At 55.1% G+C, this 25,536-nt stretch carries 19 protein-coding genes; 6 read left to right on the forward strand and 13 right to left on the reverse strand.

Annotated features, from left to right (window positions below):
* Nucleotides 1-43: 43 nt before the first annotated feature.
* From ACCW76_RS05810 to gltP, 6 genes are all read right to left on the reverse strand, one after another.
* Nucleotides 44-6,127, reverse strand: a complete 6,084-nt coding sequence (locus ACCW76_RS05810; RefSeq protein WP_436338004.1) for an autotransporter outer membrane beta-barrel domain-containing protein — start codon at nt 6,125-6,127, stop codon at nt 44-46.
* A 568-nt stretch (nt 6,128-6,695) separates the two neighbouring features.
* Nucleotides 6,696-8,135 carry a PTS N-acetylmuramic acid transporter subunit IIBC gene (murP, locus tag ACCW76_RS05815; protein WP_436338005.1) on the reverse strand — a complete coding sequence of 480 codons (1,440 nt, stop codon included), beginning with the start codon at nt 8,133-8,135 and terminating at the stop codon, nt 6,696-6,698.
* Nucleotides 8,135-9,046, reverse strand: a complete 912-nt coding sequence (murQ, locus tag ACCW76_RS05820; protein ID WP_436338050.1) for an N-acetylmuramic acid 6-phosphate etherase — start codon at nt 9,044-9,046, stop codon at nt 8,135-8,137. Before murQ ends, murP begins: the two co-directional genes overlap by 1 nt.
* Nucleotides 9,047-9,194: 148 nt before the next feature.
* Entirely contained in the window at nt 9,195-9,599 is a 405-nt protein-coding gene (locus ACCW76_RS05825) for a type II toxin-antitoxin system HicB family antitoxin (protein ID WP_436338006.1), read from the reverse strand.
* A 104-nt stretch (nt 9,600-9,703) separates the two neighbouring features.
* Complete coding sequence (locus ACCW76_RS05830; RefSeq protein ID WP_072050587.1) at nt 9,704-9,880, reverse strand: type II toxin-antitoxin system HicA family toxin; 177 nt, start codon at nt 9,878-9,880, stop codon at nt 9,704-9,706.
* Nucleotides 9,881-10,098: 218 nt separating this feature from the next.
* Nucleotides 10,099-11,400 (reverse strand): glutamate/aspartate:proton symporter GltP, encoded by a 1,302-nt coding sequence (gltP, locus tag ACCW76_RS05835; RefSeq protein WP_045815806.1) that lies wholly within the window; start codon nt 11,398-11,400, stop codon nt 10,099-10,101.
* Between the two features lie 581 nt (nt 11,401-11,981).
* Here gltP and acs point away from each other — a divergent pair.
* The 3 genes from acs to ACCW76_RS05850 all read left to right on the forward strand — a co-directional run bounded on the left by acs (nt 11,982) and on the right by ACCW76_RS05850 (nt 16,089).
* The gene (gene acs, locus ACCW76_RS05840; protein WP_436338007.1) at nt 11,982-13,937 is read left to right on the forward strand and encodes an acetate--CoA ligase; all 1,956 of its coding nucleotides are present in this window, start codon (nt 11,982-11,984) and stop codon (nt 13,935-13,937) included.
* Nucleotides 13,938-14,110: 173 nt separating this feature from the next.
* Nucleotides 14,111-14,440 (forward strand): DUF485 domain-containing protein, encoded by a 330-nt coding sequence (locus ACCW76_RS05845; protein WP_436338008.1) that lies wholly within the window; start codon nt 14,111-14,113, stop codon nt 14,438-14,440.
* Nucleotides 14,437-16,089, forward strand: coding sequence for a cation acetate symporter (locus ACCW76_RS05850; protein ID WP_436338009.1), 1,653 nt, complete (start codon nt 14,437-14,439; stop codon nt 16,087-16,089). The genes ACCW76_RS05845 and ACCW76_RS05850 overlap by 4 nt, the downstream gene beginning before the upstream one ends.
* Nucleotides 16,090-16,172: 83 nt before the next feature.
* Here ACCW76_RS05850 and ACCW76_RS05855 read toward each other — a convergent pair whose 3' ends face one another.
* The 3 genes from ACCW76_RS05855 to ACCW76_RS05865 form a co-directional block, all read right to left on the reverse strand.
* Nucleotides 16,173-16,718: a YfaZ family outer membrane protein gene (locus ACCW76_RS05855; RefSeq protein ID WP_034826879.1), complete on the reverse strand. Its 546-nt coding sequence runs from the start codon at nt 16,716-16,718 to the stop codon at nt 16,173-16,175.
* 120 nt (nt 16,719-16,838) lie between these two features.
* Complete coding sequence (locus tag ACCW76_RS05860; protein WP_436338010.1) at nt 16,839-17,534, reverse strand: LrgB family protein; 696 nt, start codon at nt 17,532-17,534, stop codon at nt 16,839-16,841.
* Nucleotides 17,527-17,952 carry a CidA/LrgA family protein gene (locus tag ACCW76_RS05865; protein ID WP_034826883.1) on the reverse strand — a complete coding sequence of 142 codons (426 nt, stop codon included), beginning with the start codon at nt 17,950-17,952 and terminating at the stop codon, nt 17,527-17,529. The genes ACCW76_RS05860 and ACCW76_RS05865 overlap by 8 nt, the downstream gene beginning before the upstream one ends.
* A gap of 105 nt (nt 17,953-18,057) precedes the next feature.
* On the opposite strand from ACCW76_RS05865, the gene ACCW76_RS05870 reads away from it, so the two are divergent.
* Nucleotides 18,058-18,960 (forward strand): LysR family transcriptional regulator, encoded by a 903-nt coding sequence (locus ACCW76_RS05870; RefSeq protein ID WP_436338011.1) that lies wholly within the window; start codon nt 18,058-18,060, stop codon nt 18,958-18,960.
* A gap of 349 nt (nt 18,961-19,309) precedes the next feature.
* Here ACCW76_RS05870 and ACCW76_RS05875 read toward each other — a convergent pair whose 3' ends face one another.
* The 4 genes from ACCW76_RS05875 to soxR all read right to left on the reverse strand — a co-directional run bounded on the left by ACCW76_RS05875 (nt 19,310) and on the right by soxR (nt 24,432).
* Complete coding sequence (locus ACCW76_RS05875; RefSeq protein WP_038643606.1) at nt 19,310-20,959, reverse strand: Na+/H+ antiporter; 1,650 nt, start codon at nt 20,957-20,959, stop codon at nt 19,310-19,312.
* A gap of 139 nt (nt 20,960-21,098) precedes the next feature.
* Nucleotides 21,099-22,448, reverse strand: a complete 1,350-nt coding sequence (locus tag ACCW76_RS05880; RefSeq protein ID WP_436338012.1) for an NCS2 family permease — start codon at nt 22,446-22,448, stop codon at nt 21,099-21,101.
* Between the two features lie 800 nt (nt 22,449-23,248).
* The gene (locus ACCW76_RS05885) at nt 23,249-23,911 is read right to left on the reverse strand and encodes a glutathione S-transferase family protein (protein WP_436338013.1); all 663 of its coding nucleotides are present in this window, start codon (nt 23,909-23,911) and stop codon (nt 23,249-23,251) included.
* 44 nt (nt 23,912-23,955) lie between these two features.
* Nucleotides 23,956-24,432: a redox-sensitive transcriptional activator SoxR gene (gene soxR / locus ACCW76_RS05890; protein WP_436338014.1), complete on the reverse strand. Its 477-nt coding sequence runs from the start codon at nt 24,430-24,432 to the stop codon at nt 23,956-23,958.
* A gap of 97 nt (nt 24,433-24,529) precedes the next feature.
* Between soxR and soxS the strand changes: the two genes are divergently transcribed.
* Entirely contained in the window at nt 24,530-24,958 is a 429-nt protein-coding gene (soxS, locus tag ACCW76_RS05895; RefSeq protein ID WP_034826899.1) for a superoxide response transcriptional regulator SoxS, read from the forward strand.
* Between the two features lie 252 nt (nt 24,959-25,210).
* The gene (locus ACCW76_RS05900; protein ID WP_034826901.1) at nt 25,211-25,492 is read left to right on the forward strand and encodes a YjcB family protein; all 282 of its coding nucleotides are present in this window, start codon (nt 25,211-25,213) and stop codon (nt 25,490-25,492) included.
* Nucleotides 25,493-25,536: the final 44 nt, after the last annotated feature.

Raw genomic sequence — 25,536 nt, forward strand, 5'->3', positions numbered from 1 at the left:
GCATTGACGACGAAATTTAAGGCGACTCTTGAAATGTCATCACTTAAAACTGCCACCTTACGCCCACGTTGTAGCGCCAACCTTTGGCACCGTTGCCGCTGATCTCTTTGCGATAATCCGCCTCCGCATACAGTGAAACATCTTTCTGCAACGTGGCGGTCCCGCCTGCGCCCACTTCCCACATCTGACCAAAGTGGCCGCTGGTGAAAGTGGCGCTCAATGCAGGGTTCTCCAACGAATAGACGTTGGTGTCCACCGTGCCGCCCCAACCTTTGTAGTAATTGGCACGCAGGTAAGGGGTGTACTGGCGGTTGCTGTCATCCGTCCAGGTGCGATCAAGCCTTGCGCCTAAACGTCCGATGGTCTGGTTGTAGTCGCCGTAGCGCACCTTGTTACCGTCTTCATCGGTAAAGTCGTTCATGTTCAGCTTCATGTACATCAACTGCGCCTGCGGCTCCAGTTTGTAGCCATCGCCGAGATCAAATGGATAACCACTCTCCAGTGAGGCCGTCCAGCCATGACCTTTTAGCTTCGCCTCTTGCTTTTGCCGTGCGATATCGGTTTCACCACGATGCCAGTCGAACGACAGTACGCCATCAAGATAGAACCCGTTTTGACGCTGCCAGGTGCCGTAAAAGGCCAGACTGTCGCTGTCGAAGGTGGTGCTGCTGTAGCCGTCGGCGGCATCCGGTCGAATTCGCGTATTACCGCGCGTGTAGGCTAAGCCGCCGCGCAGGCTGTCTTTGTCACCGTCGAGGCGCAGAACGTTGCCACCCACCTGCACCGCGCTGTAATCCAGATCGAAGTCGTAACCGTAATCACGGAAGCTCTGATCACTTTTGTACTTCAGGTTGGAGCCGATGTAGCGCAGGAACATCTCGCCGCCCTCACCTTCCGGCCGTGTCTGCTCATGACGCAATTCGCCGAGACGCTTATGCAAATCGTCGACGATTGCGGAGGTGTAATACGCCAGCCCAACCGGTGCGGAAATGTAGGATGGTACCTGCGGCACCACTGCGGGACGCGTATCGTAGGAGTGCTCAGAACCAAATGCATCGGTGATAAAGGTCGATGGGCAACTGGCGCCATCTTCACACACGTAATAATTCGCCAGCCGGTAATCCCAGTAATTGTTGCCGCTGCCGCTGACCAAACGCTGGCTGGGATCGGTACTGCCCGGTGCGAAAGTGTAAAGACGGTATTGCCACGGCCCCGCAGCGAGATAGCCGTCTTTCAGGGCAAAGCTATCAGGACCAGCGTTACCGGCGACCTGTGCCAGTGAAATCCCCTCGTTACCCTCAATGCCGCCATTGCGATTCAAGTCCGTTAATCCGCCGGTGCTGCTGTTGGTCAGTTTGACGTTGACCAGCGTGGTGCCGGTGGCATTACCCGTGACATTGAGATGGTCGGTGAACTGGTTGCTCAGCGCGCCACCTGCGTTAAGGTCAGTGATCAGATTAAGCTGACCGCCGCTGGAAGCCAGCGAACCATTGATATTCAAGGTGTTGCCCGGCGATCCTGCGCCGTTAGTCAGGTCGAGAATACCGGCGTTGTTCACCGTGAGTGAATCCGCCGTGCCCCCCGCTAACGTCGGATGCACATTGTTGCCCGCATACAGCGTTGAATTTTCATCGATATTAATGGTGCTGTGCGCCAGTTTGAGGTTATCCGTGAGCGTCCATTGGGTATCGGCAAAGTTAATGGTGCTCCAACCGCTGCCCAGGTTTACCCCTTTATTGAGATCGTCAGCGCCCAGGCTGCCACCACGAGAATCGATCTGATTAAACGTCAGCGTGTTTCCGGTTCCGCTGCCGCTGGTGAGGTGATAGGTGGTGCCGAGATCCACCTTACTGACCTCCGCGTTATTGTTATTGTCATTGCCCATGGTCAGGCTGCCGTTAAGCGATCCGCCCGTCCAGCGGAACACATCGGACCCGCCGCCGGGGTTGATATCGCCACGCACTTCCCCTTCGGTCAGCAGGATTTCATCATTAGCATTGCTGCCTGCCACCGCCACGGTTTGTGGATTGACGGTGATGATGTTGCCGAAGTTTTCGAAGAGGGTTTTGCCGCCGCGCAAATCCACCACCGGCGCGGTCAGACTGTTGGAGGTGAACGTCCCGGTGTTGACGATAGTGCCCGCCGTGCTGGAGATCAGTGCCGATCCGCCCGCCGGATTATCGATCGTGACATCTGCGGCGGTGGTGACATTGCCGGTGGTGTTGGCGCGAATACCGGTGCCACCCGCGCCGGTGACATTAAATTGATAGCCCGAGCCCAGCGTTAAATCGCCACGGGTAGTCGATCCATCCGCATTGGCGATGTTCAAGCCGGTGCCGCTGCCTGACACATTGGTGGTCACCGTTGAGTCAGAATCAAACGGCACTGCGGTGCGGATACCGTTGCCATTCGCCACATTAAGCGTGAGGTTGCTCAAGCTAACATTGCTGAGTTCGGCGCGGTTTTCGATGCCGTTGCCGCTCCCCAAGACATTCACTGTGGCATCGCTGGCACTGAGCGCGCTCGCACCGTCATCGACCAGGATGCCGTGCGCACTGCCACGCGTGGTGATCACGGTATCGCTGCCGGTTAATGCCAGCTGTGCGCCGTCACTGATGCGCACGCCTGCCACACCATTATCGACATTGATCACGCCGCCTTTGGCCAGGGTGCTGCCACTGCCAGACACATCCAACCCGGTGCCGTTCGCCACATTGACCGTGCCGTTATTGGTCAGTGTGCTGCCCGCGCGCGAGCGGATACCGATATTGTTGCTGCCGGTGAGGTCTACCGTGCCGTTGTTGACTACCGTGGCACCGTTGGTGACATCAAAGCCGATGGCATTACTGCCTGCGCCACTGAGATTGGCATTGCTGGTAACGATCGTGGCTGCTGACGTGCCATCCAACGCGTTGCTCAGATCGGTGCGCAGATTATTGACCAGCACACCGACGGCACGATTGCCGCTCAGGTTAATGCTGCTGCCGCTATCGAGTGTGGTCGCGCCGCCGCCTTCGGTACGAATCGCGGTGCTGCCCTGGCCGCTGGCGGTAAGATTGACATTCGCCGTGTTCAGCGTGCTGCCACGGCCAGAGACGATCACGCCGGTGCTGTTGGCAGCACTGGCGGTGAGCGTCGCTGGGTTGCTGAAGCTCAGGCCTGCGCCATCATCAATACGGTATCCGCTGGAATTCAGCGTATTCACGTCCAGCGCGTTGGCGGCAGAGTTGATACGTGAACCACTGCCCGCCGCGTGATAAGCAATCTGATCGCTGCTGTTGAAATTAGGCGCCGAACCAGCCGCAATATTCACCAATGCACCGTTGAGCGCTTCCGCGCCTATCGCACCAGTACCGTTAAGATTCAAGCTGCCACTGTTGAGGTTAGCAATCGCCCGGCTACCGCTGGCGCTCACGCCTCTGCTGCGGTTGGTGGCACTGCCGCCGTTGACATTGATATTGCCGCTGTTGTTAGCCGTGGTATTGGCCGTGCTGCCGCTGCTGTTGAGCGCAATACCGGTTCCGCCGTCATTAATATTGATGTTACCGCTGTTGGTGCCAGTCGCACCGCTCTCCACGCGTATGCCGGTGGCATTCGCGCCGCTGAAAGCAATGTCGCCGGTGTTATTGAGCTGGGCCCGATTGCGTGCCAGATAGCCGATCAACCCGCTTTGCGACGAATTGAGTGCCGCAGCAGAACTTAACGTGGTGCTGGCCACCGGCGCCCCGCTGTTGCTGCCCGCCAGCGTATGTTTCTGCCCATCGACAATCGCGCCAATGGCGTTATTGCCGGTGAGGTTGATAGTGGTGTCATTGTCGATGGTGCCTGTTGCGCCGCCTTCGATGTTGACGCCGGTCGCCCCCGCACCACTGACGTTCAGCGTGGCATTGCGGGTGTTCACTTCGGTACCGCCGGTGCCGCTGCCGTTTACCGCCACAGAACCTGCACCTGATGCCGTGAGCGACAGATCGGTGCCATCAAAATCTGCGCCCTGCTCAACGCGGAACAGTGTCGAATTGGAAGTCGTAACATTGAAGGGATTATTGCCCGCCACGTTGATTCGCGCATTGGGGCCATAGGCGAAGAAAGCGATTTGATTGCTGCCGCTACTGAACGTCGGTATCGCGTTGGCATCAACTTCCACTGTGGCATTGCCGCGCGCGTGCACGCCAATCGCGCCCGTGCCGCTTAGATTCACCGGGCCGTTGACGTCCGCGCTCGCCTGCCCGGAGCCCTGCCCCTCCACCCACACACCAAAGTTACGCGTGCCGCTGGCCGGATCGGCCCCCCCGGCCACGTTGATGGCCCCCGTTGAGCTGGCAGACGCGGTATTGCCATTGGTGGCAACCACCTTCACACCCGTACCGTTGACGCCGTTGAGGTTGATGGTGCCACTGTTATCGATGGTGCCGCTGCTGTTGGTCACCAACATCCCCACGTTCTCACGCGGCACGCTCGCGGCAGCACCATTCACATCAATAGTGCCGTTATTGACCATGGTGACGCCGCTGGCCCCCGTTGCAGACATGCCTGCCGCGTTCTGCACCTTTGAGCCAATCACGATATTGCCGTTGTTGATCGCTCTGCCGTTGGCCACCAGCGCAATCCCGCTAGTGAGTCCGCTTTGATTCATCGCGGTATCCGCTACGCTGTCGGTCAGACTATTTTGCGGGCCACGGCCAATATAAATTTGCCCATCGGCATTGTTGGTGAAGAGGGAGGTCGGTGCTGTCAGCAGCACACCAGAGGCGGTGCCGCGTGCACTGGAACCATTTACGCCAACGTTGATATTGCCGCTGTTGCTGGATGTCGCCTCATCTTCCAGCCGAATCCCCGCCACGCCATACTGCGAGTTACTGCCGATGGTAGCGAGATTCACGATGCCGTTGTTGTTAAACGCGCTGCCGCTCTGCACCAGCACACCGTTGGCACCATAACCGGTGGAGCCGATGCCGGTGCCATCCTGACGATTGAGGAACCCGCCATTAATGACGCCAGTGGTGCTGGTGCTGCCACTGCTCTGGTCAGAGAGCACCAGTGCCGTGCCGTTATTGGCGAGGGTGCCGCGGCTGGCGAGCTTGCCATCAATCACCGCCTGCGCGCCGTTGGAGGCTTTAATCGCCCCGCCTGTCGAACCCACGACTTCCAGTGTGTTGCCCGCCGCGAGATTGACGCGAGCGTCTGGGCCATCGGCATTGACCACGATGCGGTTGCCAATCGGCTGCGTGACTTCATCCGGCGGCGTGGCGCTGACGTCGTACACAATATTGCCATTGGTGACGGTAACCGCTTTGTTGAACTCGGTCAGGTAGTTGGCTTTATCCAGATTGTCCGTCTGCAACTGACCAATCAGCCAGTTATTGTAAGTCTGCAATTCGCTGGCGCTGGTGACGGTGAAGGTGTGTGTGACGCCATCCAGCGTTTGCACATTCACGCTGCCGTTGTAGGTCGCAAGGTTCTGCACCTGAAAGGATTGCGTGGCGCCTGCACCATCCGGTGTCGCAGCAGTGCCGAAGAAGCTGATGCGATTGTTGGAGTTCCAGTTCAGCGTGCTGTTGCTGCCCACCTGAAACAGCGTGGTTTGCTTCGCTGCCATGCTCCAGCTGTTGGTGCTGGCGCTACTGGCGGCATTCGCTTGCCCAATATTCACATTAAGCAGGCCACCGTTGGAAACATCCGCGATGCGCGTGTTGATGTATTGATCGCCGTTAACGTTGACCACGTCCGGCACGGCGGTATCGGAAGTCACTGGCGTTTGTGCCACCAGGCTGGCGGAGTTGTAGACCTGGAAGGTGGTGTTACCGCCCGTGGTCGGATCGGGTACGGTGATGGCGAAGTTCTGCGGACCGGGATCAAGACGCGTCTGATTCAGAAACTGCGCACCCGATGTAATGTTCACCTGCCCCAGGCTCGAACTCACGGAACCATCCGTTCCCGGGGCAAAATCAGGATTGCCGGTCAGCGTTTCATTGCTGCCGTTGACGTTAATATTCTGCTCGCCAAAAAGGTTGTCATTCACCTGCGGTGAATAGCTTCCCAACGTAATGGCTTGCGCGCTTATTGCCGGATAAAACAGCGCTTGCGCGGCTAATATTCCGAACGCAATCGGATTTAATGTGAACTTCATACTTCCTCCAGTGGGCGTGCAGCGTCCACGCTGTTATTGCAACAGCGTTAAATTCATCGCGAGGGGATAAAGCGGCAGGAATAATACCAACCCCGATGTGCAATTCATTTCAGAGAACCACTGTGTGAAGAAAGTCTGGTGCAGCGAATAAAGAGTTAATTCTGTTTTTATAGATTAATTGGCTTTAGGTATAGACTTTTCTGCCATCGGACGCAAAAGGTAATTCGGGATAACCCGTTGTCATCATGGCGAAATATTTGTGAGACGGGAAATACTTTGGGAGATAATTGAGTCCAGAAGTTTACAATCATTAGCCTGCTATCTTATTAATAATTTCTTTATTTTTCCTTAGCAGTTTACTTACGAATGGCACGGCATTATTGGCGACATTAGCACCAGGCTAAGCGATACGGTGAAGTGCAAAAAAGTGACAAAAATCACATTTCCGAGCGCGCGATATCGAGGGGGACACCGGCTTTTCCCCACTGCTGCGGGCAATATCAGACTCACTTTCCGGTCCACCGCAGCGACACAATACGCTGTGCCACTACGGTGAACAGCGACGATGTCAGCTTAAATCGACGCCTTTGGTCCCGCCCCACCAGGTGAAGGCAAATCCGCCGACCCACGCGACAATTAACCCCGCGAGATAGACTGCCATACCGGCAAAGATCCCCTGTGAAGAGGTCATCAGCGGCAACGTAACCAATCCGGAAGGCCCAAACACCGTATTCATCCCCACCGGCAGACCGAGCCAGGCCACCAAGCCAATGAAGAATCCACCCAGCGCACCGCCACAACAGGCAGTAATAAATGGCTTCAGGCGCGGCAGCGTAACGCCATAAATCAAAGGTTCGCCCACACCCAACAGGCCCGGCACTATTGCGCCTTTGATTTGCGTACGCAGCAGAGAATGCTTATCGGCCTTGCACCACAGCGCCAATGACGCGCCCACCTGGCCTGCGCCTGCCATCGCCAGAATCGGGAATAGCGAGTTGAATCCCTGAGTTTCCATCAACGCGAAATAGACCGGGATAAAGCCCTGATGAATCCCGAACATCACCGCAATCAAAAACAGACCGGCCAAAATAGCGCAGCCAAAGGGGTTGTTATTGAGATGAATAAACAACCACGACATGCCTTTAAATAACTCACCGCCAATCGGCATAATCACCATAAAGGTAATGGCACCGGTAATTAATAACGTGAGTAACGATGTCAAAATCATGTCGAGATTATCGGGGATAATTTTACGCAGTTGTTTCTCAATCCACGCACCGAATATCGCCGCCAATAATACGCCGATAATATTACCGCGCGGGTCAATCGCCATGCCAAAAAAATCTGACATTCCGCTGTAATAACCCACCGTGGCTTTTGGCATATAACCCAGCACAAACAGCGAGGCGATAATGGCACCGTTCACCCCAGTGCCACCAAAGGCTTTCTGCGCGTTATAGCCAATCAGGATACTGAGGAAGGTAAACAGCCCCTTGCCGAACACTTTCATGTAGGCCACGGTATCCAGCAGCCACTGCGCATGTTCGCCGGGCTGGTTGAGGTGGAAAATCTGCTCAATCAGCGTGGCAAATCCCAGCAGCAAACCGGCACCAATAAAACCGGGGATCAGGGGGGTGAAGATGGTGGCAAAACAGGAAAGAAAACGGTGCAGCGCGCTGGTTTGCTTCGCTTTCATCTGCTGCTTTTGAGCGGCGGCAAGGGTGCTGAGATCCTGCGGCTTTTCCGCTTCATCGTTATTCAGTAATCCCTGCATTTTCTCTGCGGCAGTTTGCGCTTTGCCGGGACCAAGAACGATTTGCAGTTGCGCATCGCTGTCGATCACCCCCAATACGCCGGGCAGCGTTTTCAACCTGGCGTGATCCACCAGAGCGGCATCCGCGAGCGTGAGGCGCAGGCGCGTCATGCAGTTACCGCACTGCACGATGTTATGCGCACCTCCTACCGCTTGCAGGATATCGCGCAGCAGTCCTTCGGTGATGGCGGCCATTATTGCGCTCCTGCGTCACGCAATGCGTTACGGATAAAGCCGCTGTTGTGCTTCAGCAGCGCTTTGGCTTCGTTGGCATCCAATCCTGCCAGTACCATCACAATGGCGGTTTTGCAGTGCCCATGACACGCGTTCAGCGCCTGCTGCGCGGTGGCTTCGTCGCAGTCAGTGGCCTGTTTCACGATATTGATTTGGCGCTGCACCAGCTTTTGGTTGGTGGCTTCAACATCGACCATCAGGTTGCCATACACCTTGCCACTGCGGATCATGGCACCAGTAGTCAGCATATTGAGCACCAGCTTTTGCGCTGTACCCGCTTTCATGCGCGAGGAACCGGTGACGACTTCTGGCCCCACCACCGGGGTGAGCGCCACATCGGCGGCTTGCGACATGGGGCTGTTGGGATTGCAAGTTAATGCCGCGCTGAAAGCACCCTGCTGTTTCGCATAGGCTAACGCGCCCAATACATAGGGCGTACGGCCACTGGCAGCAATCCCCACCAGTACATCATTAGCGTTGAAATCGATGTCCTTTAAATCCTGTGCACCCTGTTCGACGTTATCTTCCGCGTTCTCCACCGCCTGCAAAATCGCGGTGTGGCCGCCAGCAATTAAACCGACGACCTGCGAGCGCGGCGTGCCGAAAGTTGGCGGACACTCACTGGCATCGAGAATACCGAGACGGCCCGACGTGCCCGCTCCGCAATAAATGAGGCGTCCGCCTTTGCTGAAGGCTGCGGTAATCGCATCCACCACCTGTGCGATCTGCGGCACAATCGCCTCCACCGCCAGCGCCACTTTTTTGTCTTCATCATTAATGACGCGCAGCATCGCTTCGGTGGATAGCTCGTCAATGTTTTGGCTCGCCGGGTTACGGCCTTCGGTGATCATCTGGCTGAGATCGATCTGCATCATGCACTCCTGTGAACGAATAATTTATTCAAAAAACTATATACCATTTTGAATTGTTAATTCCTGTCTGGTGGTCAAGTTTTTGTACTTTTTACTGAAGCAGACGAAAAAAACCCGCCGGATGGCGGGTAGTTGTTAGATGTGATCTCTACGCGTTCGCTAATTCTCTGCGCGCTAGCTCCGCCAGAAAACCGCTGCGCGACCCATATTCGCGATGTGACTCGACATAGCTGTCAATTTTGCTGAGTAGATTTTGTGGCAGAGTGATATTGAGCTTTATCGCTTTACCTTCATAGCGACTCAGATCGATCTCTACGAATGCCCAGTATCCTCCCTGACACTCTTCATCGTGAATATGTGTCTCAATGGCTGCCGCCTTAGGGATGGTTTTACCTGCATCCGCTAAAGATTCTACGTGTGAATCAATCGCGTTAAGTGCGTCGCGCAGCGCATCGTCCACACTTTTACCTGCAAAAAAACATCCCTCTACATCCGGCACAAAACCTGACCAACTATTGTCCTCTATCCTATGCAGATAAACGGGGAATCTCATGTTCAGTCCTCTCTAAAGGAATATTTAGGCAGGAATTCATTGCAATGCCTGCTGCAACTGGCATTGCTAATTTTTCCAAATCGGGGCTGAGCCCCCGTATACGTTCAGTCCATTAACTTCATTAGTTTACGTAATGTTCCAGTTGCCAGGTCTTTTTCAGGATGAGGAAGTGAAATGTGATAAGCCTTATCTGCTCTCACAAACACATGATGGCTGCCTTTCACGCGGTCTAATACCCAACCGCGGTCCAACAACATCCTGATCAGCTCCCTGCTGCTCAATTAAGCCTCCTGTCATCTTAGCGCTAATTATATACCCACCATAACCACAAAAACAAAATCAATAGTGGTTATGGTGGGTATAAAATAAAGCGCAGTTATGGCAGTGAAACATCCAGGACGCGTCTTGAAATGATATAAAAAAACCCGCCGGATGGCGGGTTTAAGAAACAGAACGATGTCTGAGGTTCCGAAGTCGCCATTAAAGCGACCGTTGTGCCTTAACTGGCTTTCTGCGTGCGCAGTTCCAGCTCGTAGGCTTCGGCTTGTTGGGTGTCGAACTGGTTTTCCCAGCGAGCAATGACCAGCACTGCCAGCGCATTACCGATCACGTTCAATGCGGTACGCGCCATATCCATGATGCGGTCCACACCGGCGATAAACGCCAGGCCTTCCAGTGGAATACCCACGCTGCCCAGCGTTGCCAGCAGCACCACGAAGGACACGCCCGGTACGCCAGCAATCCCTTTCGAGGTCACCATCAGCGTCAACACCAGAATGATTTCATCGGTCAGCGACAGATCGATTCCATAGAGCTGTGCGATAAAGATCGCCGCGATGCTCTGATACAGCGTTGATCCATCGAGATTGAATGAGTAACCGGTCGGCACCACGAAGCTGGTGATGGCTTTCGGTGCACCGTAGGCTTCCATCTTCTGCATAATGCGTGGCAGCACGGTTTCTGAACTGGAGGTGGAATAGGCCAGAATCAGCTCATCTTTCAGGATGCGCATCAGCGTGGTAATACGCAGTTTACACATGCGCGCGACCGTTCCCAGCACCACGAAGGCAAAGAACAGAATCGCCACGTACACCAGCAGCACCAGCTTGGCCAGCGGATAAAGCGAGGCAAAACCAAAGTTAGCGATAGTGACCGCAATCAGCGCGAACACGCCGACTGGCGCATAACGCATGATCATGTGCGTCACTTTAAACATGGTTTCAGACACGGAACGGAACACGGTCACCAGCGGATCACGATGTTCTGAAGGCAGCGCTGACAAGCCCATACCAAACAGCACCGAGAAGAAGATGATTGGCAGCATATCGCCCTTCACCAGCGAAGCGAAAATGTTCTGCGGGATCAGCGACAGAATGGTGGTCACCAGACCGTGAGGGGCACCCTGCACCGCTTCCGTAGTGGCTTCGTATTTAGAGATGTCCACCGTTACCAGCGTCGACATATCAATGCCACTACCGGGCTGGAATACGTTGGCCAGCGTGATGCCGACCACAATGGCAATGGTGGTGATCACTTCAAAATAGACGATGGTTTTGACACCAATACGTCCCAGCTTTTTCGCATCTCCGACGCCAGCAATGCCGACGATCAGAGATGAAATCACAATCGGCACCACAATCATCTTGATCAGATGAATAAAGATGTCGCCTGCAGGGGTAAGAATGTTAGTGATTAACCATTCACGATCGTCTGGCTGATTATGCAGCACGGTCCCGACGATAACGCCGAGAATCAGGGCAATCAAAATTTGCCAGGCAAGGGTGAGCTTAAAACCTTTCATAACGCGTTATTTTCCTCAGTAAAAACCCCTTTGCTCCGCTGCGAAGGTGCAGGAGACATGACACACAGGGAAGTGAGCAAAAGCCCGATAAAATAGAGGGTTATAGTGGACCGCATCAAACACGACTGCGTAAGCATTTTGCGCCTGCGCGATGATGTAGCCTGAGTAGATACCTGCTGAACAGGGCCGAGATAAGTACCATTTTCACTACGGTAATTGCAAGCCCTGGGGGGTTAGCTTAAATCCTGCGCAGGTTAGTAGCATAAAATGCTGACATTTACGTTTAGTCATAACTCGCTGTTATGAAAAGTGTTAATTCGATAATTTTCCGCATAGCTATTCAATATCGGGCAAAAAACCGCCTGGCGCGTTTGCTGATTATTTAACCAGCGACAACGTCTGATTCCGCGAAAAACCACAGATTAGGTCTCATTGGTTTCGGTGATGAACAGTATGAATTCGGGCGCTTTTCAGGCATACAAAAGGTCGTGATCCAGACTACAAAATAGAAACAAAGCCCAGTCACGCTCTTCAATTAACCTTTGATTGACATATGATTAACATCTTCAAGGAGGTCAGCCATGAGCCAAATACATAAGCATCCTGTACCCGCTGCCGTCGCAGCGAATGCCCTGATTAATGCCGACCAGTATGCGGCGCTGTATCAACAATCGGTTGACGATCCCGACGCCTTTTGGGGTGAGCAAGGTAAAATCCTCGACTGGATCAAGCCTTACAGCAAGGTGAAAAACACCTCCTTTGCCCCCGGCAATATTTCGATTCGCTGGTATGAAGACGGTGCGCTGAATCTCGCCGCCAACTGCCTTGACCGTCATTTGCAGACGCGTGGCGATCACCCGGCGATTATCTGGGAAGGCGATGACGCCAGCGAAAGTAAAACCATTACGTTCCGTGAACTGCACGGTGACGTGTGCCGTTTTGCCAACGTGCTGCTGAGCCTCGGCGTGAAGAAAGGCGATGTCGTCGCCATCTATATGCCGATGGTGCCGGAAGCGGCCGTGGCGATGCTGGCCTGTGCGCGTATTGGCGCAGTGCACTCCGTCATTTTCGGCGGTTTCTCACCGGAAGCGGTGGCCGGTCGCGTAGTAGATTCCAACGCTAAACTGGTGATCACCGCAGATGAAGGGGTGCGCGCCGGACGCAGCATTCCGCTGAAGAAAAACGTCGATGATGCACTGAATAACCCGAGCGTCACCAGCGTGAAAAACGTGGTGGTGTTCAAGCGCACCGGTAAAGACACCGGCTGGCGCGAAGGCCGCGATCTTTGGTGGCACGAGTTGGTGGCGAAGGCCAGCGATCAGCACGAACCGGTCGCGGTTGAAGCCGAGCATCCACTGTTTATCCTTTATACCTCCGGTTCCACCGGCAAACCGAAAGGCGTGCTGCACACCACCGGCGGTTATCTGGTGTATGCCGCCAGCACCTTCAAATATGTGTTTGATTACCATCCGGATGATGTCTACTGGTGCACCGCCGATGTGGGCTGGATCACCGGACACAGCTATCTGATTTACGGCCCACTGGCCTGCGGTGCCACCACTCTGATGTTTGAAGGCGTGCCGAACTGGCCGAAGCCGAGCCGAATGGCAGAAGTGGTCGATAAGCATAAGGTGACGCTGTTGTATACCGCGCCAACCGCCATCCGCGCCCTGATGGCCGAAGGCGACAAGGCCATTGAAGGTACCAGCCGCAGCAGCCTGCGCATCATGGGATCTGTCGGCGAGCCAATCAACCCGGAAGCCTGGGAGTGGTATTACAAGAAGATTGGCGACAGCCGCTGCCCGATTGTTGATACCTGGTGGCAGACCGAAACTGGTGGTTTCATGATTACGCCGCTGCCAGGCGCGATTGAGCTGAAAGCCGGATCGGCCACCAAGCCGTTCTTTGGCGTGCAGCCCGCTCTGGTGGATAACGAAGGTAACACGCTGGAAGGGGCGACCGAAGGCAACCTGGTGATCAACGATTCATGGCCAGGTCAGGCGCGTACGTTGTTCGGCGATCATGAACGTTTTGAACAAACCTATTTCTCCACCTTCAAAAACCGCTATTTCAGCGGTGACGGCGCACGCCGTGATGAAGATGGCTACTACTGGATTACCGGCCGCGTTGATGACGTATTGAACGTTTCCGGCCATCGCCTCGGCACCGCAGAGATTGAATCGGCGCTGGTGTCGCATCCGAAGATTGCGGAAGCGGCGGTTGTGGGGATTCCTCACAGCATTAAAGGCCAGGCGATCTATGCTTATATCACGCTGAACCACGGCGAAGAGCCATCGCCAGAGTTGTATACCGAAGTGCGCAACTGGGTACGTAAAGAGATCGGCCCGATTGCCACGCCGGATGTGCTGCACTGGACCGACTCGCTGCCAAAAACCCGCTCCGGCAAGATTATGCGTCGTATTCTGCGCAAAATCGCGGCGGGCGATACCAGTAATCTCGGCGATACCTCTACCCTGGCCGATCCGGGCGTGGTAGAGAAATTGCTGGAGGAGAAGCAGTCCATCACCATGCCTTAATCGGCATCGACGCGACGGAGAGTGTCAGCCTGTTCACGGCAGGCTACTCTCCGTCATCCCCACCTTACGCCGTACGCTTTTCACCATCGCATAACCTATATAACTAGAATATTCAGCAGCTTAAATCATTTAATCGTGAGATATCTGCCTGCCTTTCCTCTGGAGAAACTGTGATGAACGAAGCCCTAAATCAACAGGAAGCAGTCTGGCAACAAATCGAGAGTAACCCGCGTTTTCAGGAACTGGTGCACAAGCGCCAGGCCTTTGCGCTGATGCTCAGTATCATCATGCTGGTGTTGTACGTCGGCTTTATTTTGCTGATTGCCTTTGCCCCTGGCTGGCTCGGTACGCCGCTGCATGAAGGCACCAATGTCACACGCGGCATACCCATCGGCGTTGGCCTAATTGTGGTGTCGTTTCTGCTCACTGGCGTCTATGTCTGGCGCGCTAACGGCGAGTTTGATCGCCTGACCAAACAGATCCTGAGCGAGGTGAAATCATGAAGCGCCTGTTCTCAGCCTTGTTAGCGGTAGTGCCTGCCAGCGTGTTTGCCGCCGACGCCATTACCGGCGCGGTGCAAAAACAGGCCACCAACTACGAAGCCATCATTATGTTTGTGGTGTTTGTAGCGGCGACGCTCGGCATCACCTATTGGGCCTCCAAACGCACCCGTTCACGCAGCGACTACTACACGGCGGGCGGCAATATTACCGGCTTCCAGAACGGTCTGGCGATGGCGGGTGACTTTATGTCTGCGGCCTCGTTCCTCGGTATCTCGGCGCTGGTTTACACCTCGGGCTACGATGGGTTGATCTACTCGCTCGGCTTCCTGGTGGGCTGGCCGATGATTCTGTTCCTCATTGCGGAGCGCTTACGTAACCTCGGGCGCTATACCTTTGCCGATGTGGCGTCATATCGCCTGCAGCAAAAACCGATTCGTACCCTGTCGGCCTGTGGCTCGCTTGTCGTCGTGGCGCTGTATTTGATTGCGCAAATGGTGGGTGCGGGCAAACTCATCCAGCTACTGTTTGGCCTCGATTATCATATCGCGGTGGTACTGGTGGGGATTTTGATGGTGATGTATGTGCTGTTTGGCGGCATGCTGGCCACCACATGGGTACAGATCATCAAAGCCGTGCTACTGCTGTTTGGGGCCAGCTTTATGGCGATTATGGTCATGAAAGCCACCGGCTTCAGCTTCAACACGCTGTTTACCGAAGCGATGGCGGCCCATCCGAAAGGTGCCGCGATCATGCAACCGGGCGGTCTGGTGAAAGATCCGATATCGGCACTGTCCCTTGGTCTTGGATTGATGTTCGGCACCGCTGGCTTACCGCATATTCTGATGCGCTTCTTTACCGTGGCGGATGCACGTGAAGCGCGTAAGAGCGTGTTCTGGGCCACCGGCTTTATGGGCTATTTCTACTTCCTCACCTTTATCATTGGTTTTGGCGCGATTCTGCTGGTCGGCGCAAATCCAGCCTTCAAAGATGCTTCTGGCGCTCTGATTGGTGGCACCAATATGGCGGCGGTGCATCTGGCGAATGCAGTGGGCGGCAGTCTGTTCCTTGGCTTTATCTCGGCGGTGGCCTTCGCCACGATCCTGGCCGTTGTTGCCGGGCTGACGCTGGCTGGTGCTTCTGCGGTATCACATGACCTGTATGCCAGCGTGATCCGTAAAGGTCAGGCGACCGAACGTGATGAGCTGCGCGTCTCGAAAATTACCGTACTGATTCTGGGTGTGGTGGCGATTGTGCTGGGTATCGCGTTTGAGAAACAGAACATCGCCTTTATGGTCGGTCTGGCGTTCTCGATTGCGGCCAGCTGTAACTTCCCGATTATTTTGCTCTCGATGTACTGGTCGAAGCTGACCACGCGCGGCGCGATGATTGGCGGCTGGCTGGGATTGATTACGGCGGTTGTGTTGATGATCCTCGGGCCGACCATCTGGGTGCAGGTGTTGGGGCATGCCACGCCGGTTTATCCGTATGAGTATCCGGCGCTGTTCTCAATGGCGGCGGCGTTTATCGGTACCTGGCTGTTCTCGATTACCGATCACTCGCGACAGGGTGCTGAAGAGCGGGCTAAATTCCGCGGTCAGTTTATTCGTTCACAAACTGGCGCAGGGATTTCGCAGGGCAAAGCGCACTAAACAAAAAATGCCGCCCAAATGGGCGGCATTCCTTATACGTAATAATGAATCCGCTGCGCCATCAGGTGCATCGGATGCCATCATCAGAAACGCAGTGACGCACCCACATATGGGCCATCGACCAGCACGTTGTCTTTGCGGTCGCCTTTGTTGTTCAGCTCGATGTACTGATAACCCACACGCAGGTTGAGCAGTGAGATCGGCGTGAAGCTCAGGCCACCAGACGCTTCTTTATAGCTGTCCAGACGATCGGAGAACGCTTCTGGCGCATAGTAGTATTCGCCGTACAGGCCCCACATGCTGTTGAAGTTATATTGCGCACCAGCACCAACGGCCACAGTGAAGCCATCACGACCATCTTCTGGGTGGGTAAACAGCGCTTTGGCGGTAGGGGCAATGCGGAAGTCGCCAAAATCGATGTTGTAGCCCGCGCCCAGGCCGTAGGTGCTGCCATCATGATCGCTGCGCAGCCAGTTGCCTTTCAGGAACAGGCCAGGAGAGGTGGTGCCGAGGCCAAGGTTCAGGTTGGTGCTATGCTCACCCACGTCAACACTGCCCTCAATCGCCTGCGCGCCGCTGCTCAGCAGTGCCAGACCCAATACGCTTCCAGTAACAAGTTGCTTAAACATATGATTCCACTCCATGAAGGACAAATAAGTCGGCGCAAAGGGTAACAGCCTGGCAGCAGGAGACAACTTTATTTGGAAACCTTTACGTAAAAATCGATGACAGTGCGCAAAAAGCGACCATCAGGCCGCCCACAACAAGTGGCTCAATAGGGGTGCTAAAATCACCGTCACCACGCCTGACAGCATCATCACCAGGCTCGATACCACGCCCTCTTGCTGACCTAATTGATAAGCGCGAGCCGTGCCAGCACCGTGCGACGCAGCACCAAACCCCGCGCCTTTTGCCACGCCCTGCTTGATGGCAATCCGCAGAAACAGCACATCGCCCACCGCCATGCCAAACACCCCGGTGATCACCACAAACAGCGCCACCAAATCCGGCTGACCGCCAATCGGCAGCGCGGCTGCGAGGGCAAACGGCGTGGTAATCGAACGCACAGCAAGGCTGCGCTGGATGGTTTCCGGCAGCATCAGCAGCCGTGCCAGCCATACCGAACTGCACACCGCCACCAGCGTGGCAGTTAACACGCCGACACTCAACGACAGCCAGTGACGCTTAATAATCTCCAGGTTCTCATACACGGGCACGGCAAACGCCAGCGTTGCCGGGCCCAGTAGCCAGATCAGCCAGTGGCTCTCGGCAATGTAATCCTTCCAACTAACGTGCGTCAGCAACAGCAGCGCAACCAGTACCACCGGCGTCATCACCAGCGGCATCAGCAACAGTGTTTGTTTGCGACGATAGAGGCGCTTATTGATGTAATAAACCAGCAACGTCAGTGCCAGACAGAGCAGACTAATGATGAAATCAGCCATGATGTGCCTGCTTACGCGCCGCACGCGCCAGTTCGAAGCGGTACAGGCGATCGACCACCAGCGAGGTCGCCGCCAGCACTAACAAAGTACTGACCGCAATCACCACACAGATACGCCAGCCTTCACTGCGCAGTAAATCGCTATAATTGACCACCGCCACCACCGCCGGAATAAAGAACAGCAGCATTTCTGCCAGCAACCAGTTGGCACCGGCTTTCACCCAACGCAGTGGCACCACGCGCGTCATGATTAACAGCAACAGCAGCACCATCCCCACCACATTGGCGGGCAGCGGCAGATGCAGCCAGCTCACCAGTTTGTCGCTGGCCATAAACAGGCCGATATACAGCACCAACTGCAATGGCACAAAAACACGTTGCAGGATGTCCGTTCTGCGCGGACTCAATGCAAGCGCCATTTTTCTTTCTCCCCAGAATTAAACGTTGGGCTTAGTATAAATCCGCGCCAAACTGCGAAAGAAATGAATTAAAATCATTAAAACTATGCCAAAAAGGAATGATTTATGGACGTCCGCGCCCTGCGTTATTTCACCGAGGTGGTAAGACAGCAAAGTTTCACGCGTGCTGCTGAGAAACTCTATGTCACACAACCCACCATCAGCAAAATGCTGCGCCAGCTCGAGGACGAACTCGGCTGTACGCTGCTGCTGCGTGAGGGACGCAAACTGCATCTCACCGATAGCGGTCAGGCGGTGTATCAGCGTGGGCTGGCGATTCTGCAAGAGTTTCATCAACTCGAAGCACAGATTGGCGATATCAATGAGTTGAAAACCGGTGAGCTGCGGCTGGGCATTCCGCCGATGGTCGGGATGCAGATCGCCGGTTCGATCTCCGCGTTTCGCCGCCGCTATCCAGGTGTGCAATTGAAGATTGTCGAATCCGGCGGCTTAACGGTGCAGCAGGCCGTGCTGAATGGCGGGCTGGATATCGCCCTCACTGCGCTGCCTGTTGATGCCGATTTGCCGCTTAAAACGCTGGAACTGATGCGCCATCCACTCTGTGTGTTGTTGCCACGCAACGCACAGTGGCTCAACCGCAGCAGCCTTGGGCTGGCAGAACTCGCAAACCATCCACTGCTGATTTTGAATGAAGAGTTCTCACTCAACCGCCAGCTAATGAAAGCGTTCCAACGCCTGGGATTAACACCGGATATTGCCGTACGCAGCGCGCAATGGGATTTTCTGGCCGCGATGGTACAAGCGGGAATGGGGCTGGCGATTCTGCCGGAGCCGATTTGCCAGCGGCTGGATAAACAATCGCTGCTATGGCTGCCGCTGGAATCGGAGTTGCAATGGAGCCTGGGGTTGATTTGGCGTGAAGGAAGTTATTTGTCACGCAGTGCGCAGGCGTGGATAGATTGCTGCCGCGAGCATTGGCCGGACGAGCCACCCAAGTTGTCGGTGTAGCCATGAGGAGCGCATTAAAATTCCCCGTAGAGGAACACTGATTGTCAGCTAAGCTGACGGATGATATCGCAGTCTGCGTGCCGTTCTAACACTTCAGTGCGGATTGCTAGAAAAGGGCACAATAGTAGAGGCCAGGGCGCCTCTGCTGCTGCAAGGGCTATCCGCAGCGCTGAGGCTTTTACGTTGGGCCAGGAGCCTGGCGCAGGGATGCGACTGGCAGTTCGGGTTGGCCTGGATGGCCTTACCCGAACGGTCCGCCCGGCACGACGTGGAAGACGAAGGCTCCGCGTCAGCGGCGCGAGGAAGGCCCGGCAGCAGCAGAGGTGCCCAGGCCAGCACACCGCCTGCGTTATTCCTCTTTCTCAATCAGCAACGCTTCCAGCAAATCGAGATCGCGCAGCAGTTTCTGCATTGTCTCATTCGAAATCTCTTGAGTAGCACGCAGATGGTAAACCTCGGCACGTTCAGCACGCAGCGCAGTCAGGCGGAAGCGACGCTCCAGGTTTTCGGCAAACAACGCCTGATCAACCTCGTCTTTACCCACCACGCGACGGCGCAGATTGCCGATCACGCGTAAGCTCACCTCTTTTAACAGCTCAGGATCGATATTCTCTTCGGTATCGTTCTCCAGTCGCTGCTCCATCTTGTGCAAGCTCTCGATCGCCACATTGGCCATCGCCGCACGCGCATGCTGCACTTCCCGCCGGTGCCCGGACTTGTCATGGCTTTCCATACCGCGCAGCAGTATCGGCAACAGAATCACCCCGACAAACAGCGAGAACAGAATCACGCCGGTGGCGATAAACACCAGTTCATAACGCGCCGGGAACGGTTCGCCATTGCTGAGGAACAGTGGAATCGACAGCACACCGGCCAGCGTAATTGCACCGCGCACACCGGCAAAGGAAGCGATGAGCAACTCACGGAAAGAGTAGTTGGAGAACTCCAGCGGTTTCTTTTTCAGAAAGCGCAGGCTGGCACGTTGCATCATCCATAGCCAGCCAAAGCGCACAATCATCAAGGCGACGTACACCAGCGCAACATCGGTGAACAACATCCACAGCTCAACGTTAGGATCGGCATTGGCCTGCGCGACGGAAGTTTCCAGAATGTCCGGCAGTTGCAGGCCCAGCATCAGGAACACCATGCCGTTAAAGACGAACTCCAGCATCTGCCACACGCTATTCGCACGTAAACGCATCGCCAGCGGTGCCTGACGGATAATGCCAGAGCGCGTGATGGTCATACCCGCCGCAACTGCCGCGAGGATACCTGACACGCCCAGATGCTCAGCAATCAGATAAGAGGCGAAAGGCAGCAGCAGCAACAGCACGGTTTGCGTCGCCGGATCGTCACCGCTCCAGCGGCTCAGCAGACGCAACGAGCGACCATACAGCCAGCATACCGCCACGCCGGCGACCAGACCGCCGACCGCCACTTTGAGGAACTCCACGCTGGCGCCACCCCAGGTAAACACCATGGTGCCCATCGCCACCGCGACCGCAAACTTCAATGAAACCAGGCCAGATGCGTCGTTCATCAGGGCTTCACCCTGCACAATCGACATGATCTTTTTCGGGATACGCCCTTCCCCGACGATGCCGGAGAGCGCCACGGCATCGGTAGGTGACAGCACCGCAGCCAGCGCGAAGGCAGGGATCAGTGGAATACCCGGCACCAGCCAGTAAATCAAATAACCAATTCCGACCACGGTAATCAGCACCAGCACCAGCGCCAGGCCCATGATCTCGCGTCCGTGGTGCAGGAATTCGTTAATCGGCGTTTTCCAGCCATCGGCAAACAGCAGCGGCGGAATGAACAGCACGAGGAACAGTTCGGGGTCAAAATCGACATGCAAGCCAAAGCTCGGCACGGCCAGCAATGCACCAGCGGCAATTTGCACCAACGGCAGGGGAATTTGGAACGGCAATATGCGCGCCGCCACGCCGGAGAGTGACACCACCAGCGTCATGATGAGAATAGTAAAGAAGATTTCCATGCTTTCCTTAGGCGAATCGTATTTATTCAAGCGATGTTGTTGCGAAGGAAAGTGTAAAACAAAACGCCGCACGAAGGGGCAACCCTGCGTGCGGCGTGGACCAGAAAGAGACTTATCTGGAAATCAGTGGTTATAAAAGTTAAATAGCCCAGCCACCGGCGTAGAAAGTCACCAGCGCAATCGCAATCACTACGGTCCCGACATTCAGCTTGCGCCATTCACCCGCAAAGATGCGGCCAATCACCAACGAGCCAAAGCCGAGCATGATGCCGGTTACGATGTTGCAAGTCAGGACGATGAACACGGCAGTGACCAAACCCGACATCGCATCGACAAAGTCATTGAAGTCAATCTTCGCCACGTTGCTCAGCATCAGCAGGCCAACGTACATCAACGCTGGTGCCGTCGCGTAGGCCGGAACCAGATAGGCCAGCGGAGACATAAACAGAATCAACAGGAACAACAGACCGACGACAATCGCCGTCAGTCCGGTTTTGCCGCCTGCGGCTGTGCCAGCAGCCGATTCGATATACACCGCCGCAGGCGAAGCGCCGACCAAACCGGCGAACAGGCTGCTGACGGAGTCGGTGGTCAACGCGCGACCGCCGTTAATGATCTGACCGTCTTTATCCAGCAGATTCGCCTGGCCCGCCACGGCACGGATGGTGCCGGTGGCATCAAATACCGCGGTCATCACCAGCGCCAGAACGCTTGGTAAAACCACTGGCTGCAACGCGCCCATGATATCCAGGCTGAACATAGCCGATTGGCCGTTGGCATCCTTCAGGCTCGGCATAGCGAACAGCCCCTGATAGGTCACAGCCGGATCAAAGATCAGACCCACCACTGAAATCGCTACGATGGTCAGCAAAATCCCGCCTGGCACACGACGTTTTTCCAGACCAAAGATGGCCGCCAGCCCGATCAGCGCCATAATCACCGGGAACGAGGTGAAGTGGCCGAGTGCCACCGGCAAGCCCGGCGCAGGGTTCTTCACAACCAGACCAATGCCATCAGCCGCAATCAGCAGCAGGAACAGGCCAATACCGACTCCCGTGCCGTGCGCCACGCCCATCGGCAAGTTACGCAAAATCCAGGCGCGAATCCCGGTGACCGAAATCAACGTGAACAGCAAGCCCATCAGGAATACCGCGCCAAGGGCAACCGGGACGCTAATGTGCTGGCCCAGCACCAGGCTAAACGCGGTGAAGGCGGTCAGGGAAATCGCACAGCCGATCGCCATGGGCAGGTTGGCCCACAATCCCATGATGATCGAACCAAAGCTGGCGACCAGGCAGGTCGCTACAAACACGGCAGTCGGCGAGAAGCCGGCTTTACCCAGCATACCCGGTACGACAATGACGGAGTAAACCATGGCTAAAAAGGTGGTTAGCCCCGCCAAAATTTCCTGACGCACGCTGCTGCCGCGTGCCGAGATGTTGAACCAGGCGTCCAGTTTTCCACTGGCCGGGCGTGAATCGCCAGACATAGTAAATCCTCTGCGTTTTTTAAGATGTAATGAGCCCCACGGCCCGCGTTTGCGCATCATCCTGGTGAAGGTATCTCAGTGAGAAAAGAGGCAAACGTTTACGTAGCCGCGTATTCCAGGTCGTAAAAGGGGACACGGAAAAAGGCAAACGATTATCTGGCGTTTGCTATGGGGTTTTCAACTACTAATCGATTATCAGGCAGGATAAAGCGCAGACTGATGCGGATTGACAATGTGGTTACACTGCTTTAGGCGAAATTTAAGAGAGTGGAACTGGCTGGAAAATATCGATATTTTTCATTCATCGCCAAATTTTTCCTCACCAATGGCACCAAACGTATGAGATTGCTGCGACTTGAGGCAATGACCAAGTTGAAGCGCAGCAAAGCGTCCGCGCGATGAATGGATGGAAAATCGTGGCCTGTGCCATTTATCGCATAATGGTCTCTATCCAGCCGCACAAGAGGTAAGTAGTGGCCGCCCTTTTAAGCGATGATCAACTTGAGGACCAGCAAGAGTCGTCCGAAGAGCAAAGCGCACTCGCGATAAATGGATGGAAAATCGCGGCCTGTGCCATTTATCGCATAATTCTCTCTATCCAGCCGCACAAGAGGTAAGTAGTGGCCGCCCTTTGAAGCGATGATCAACTTGAGGACCAGCAAAGGCCCGCCCGAAGAGCAAAGCGTCCGCGCCATGGACGGCGCGGCCGATCTGCATGGATGCGTTATTCCTTTGCGATCGGGCGGGCCTTTGTTGGGCATGGCACCCAACCCACAGCGATCCGCGCTAACCTTAGTGCATTAATTGAACGTGATTGCCCCGCCCTGCTCAATCGCACGTTGCCACGCAGCACGCTGCTGCATCGCTTCCAGCCAGCGCGCGGTGGCGGGCATCTCTTGCAACGATCCCCGCATCTGCAACGCCAGCAGCGGGAAACTCATCTGCACATCGGCGAGGCTAAACCGCGAACCGGCGAAATAACGATGCTGACTAAGATGCTGCTCAATCACGCCACCGTGCAGCTTCAGTTGCTTATTCAGCCATGCCTTCTGAATCCCTTTGCTCAATGCCATGCCTGCCGGGCGTAAAATCCATGGCACCGGCTTTTTCCCCAGCTGCCCAAACACCAGCTTCATTACCAGCAGCGGCATCAGCGACCCTTCCGCGTAATGCAGCCAGTAACGTGCCTGAATCTGCTCATCCTCATCCGTGATAGCAAACAGGTGCTCGCTGTCATATTTTTGCAGCAGATATTCCAAAATCGCCCCTGACTCGGCGATCACGCGATTGCCATCGGTAATCACCGGCGACTTCCCCAGCGGATGGATTTTCTTTAATGACTCTGGCGCCAGCAGCGTGTCCTCGCGCTGATAACGTTTAATTTGATACGGCACCGACAGCTCTTCCAGCAGCCACAACACGCGATGCGAACGGGAATTTTCCAGATGGTGAACGGTAATCATGCGGTTTTCCTTGCCGGTCAAAGTCTCCCGGCAAGTATAGCGGATTAACCTTTGTGCTCGTCTTTCTCAGGATCGAGTAACACCGCCCCCGAACCTTGCTGTGCCAGACGGTCACCGGGATTGCGCAGTGGACAATCACGCATCGATAAGCAGCCACAGCCAATACACCCATCCAAATCGTTGCGCAGGCGCGTCAGGGTCTCGATACGCTTATCCAGCTCTTCACGCCAGTGCTGCGTCAGCGCATCCCACTCCTGCGTCGACATACGCTTGTTGGCCGGCACGTGCATCAAACTGTCGCTGACAGTCGCCAGCGGAATGCCGATGCGCTGCGCAATCTTGATAATCGCCACCCGGCGCAGCACATCGCGGCTGTAACGCCGTTGATTGCCGCCATTGCGCGAACTGAAAATCAAACCTTTGGTTTCATAAAAGTGCAGCGCGGAAACGGCCACGCCGCTACGTTTCGCCACTTCACCCGGCGTTAACACCGGTTTTGGGTAATTGCGTTCTTTTTTCATTTAGGGCCTTTACCTCAAGTTAACTTGAGGAATTATACTCGCACCCCATCAAAACTTCGAATTTCAAACCCGATAAACCTTTCAGAAGGATGAGGCTATGATGCAACAGGAAATCATTCATTCACTGACACACTGGATCGATGAAAATCTGGATAAGGCCCTGTCGATCGATGAAGTGGCAGCAAAATCCGGCTACTCAAAATGGCACCTGCAGCGTATGTTCCGTACCGTGACGAAACAAACGCTGGGTGGCTATATTCGTGAGCGCCGCCTGACTCTGGCCGCTGAAGCGTTACGCCAGACCCAGCGTCCAGTGTTCGATATCGCGATGCAATACGGTTACGATTCACAGCAAACATTTTCGCGCGTGTTCCGCCGTCAGTTTTCCCAGACGCCGACCGCCTATCGTCACACCATGCGCCGTCAGGCGATGATTCAGCGTCCACGTCTGCTGAGTTTCGATTGCAGTGAAAACATGAACAGCTTTGCCCAGCGCACAACCGGCGAGTGCTGCCCGGTTCAGTGACATTCTGCGCGCCCTTCACGGGCGCACCTTCCCGCTTTGACTCTGCCATCTCCCCCGCTTCGATAAAAATCTTTCTACCATACCAGGTATAAATTTTGTTCAAACTTTCAAATCGAGTGATATAATGTGACCCAAGTCACAGATTTACCCCCGCGTAAGACGGCCAGAAGGGCCTCCCTGACCCTCCTTCTTTGCCGCCAGTGATGTCCAATCAATGTCAGGGATATTACTGATTTGAAGAGGTTTTTGCAGATGGCTACGTTAACCACCAGTTTAATCGTCATGCGTTGGGAGCTGCTCAGCGCCATCATGATGTTCTTTGCCAGCACCATGAAAATTAAACTGCGTCAGAACAGTCACCACGTGATGGCACTGATGTGCGGCGGTATTGGTGTAGGCATGTCATGCTGGTTTGTCACCGGCCTGCTCGGCATTACCCTGAGCATGGAAAATCTGCACAACTTCATGGAAATCTCTAAAAACGCCTTCGTTGAAGTGATGAGCCAGACGCCTGCTGATTGGCCGATGCCTTAATCGCAGCCAATAAAAAACCCCGCTAAGCGGGGTTTTTTATTTTG

The sequence above is a fragment of the Pantoea sp. C8B4 genome (assembly GCF_051336905.1).
GTDB classification, from domain to species: domain Bacteria; phylum Pseudomonadota; class Gammaproteobacteria; order Enterobacterales; family Enterobacteriaceae; genus Pantoea; species Pantoea rwandensis_B.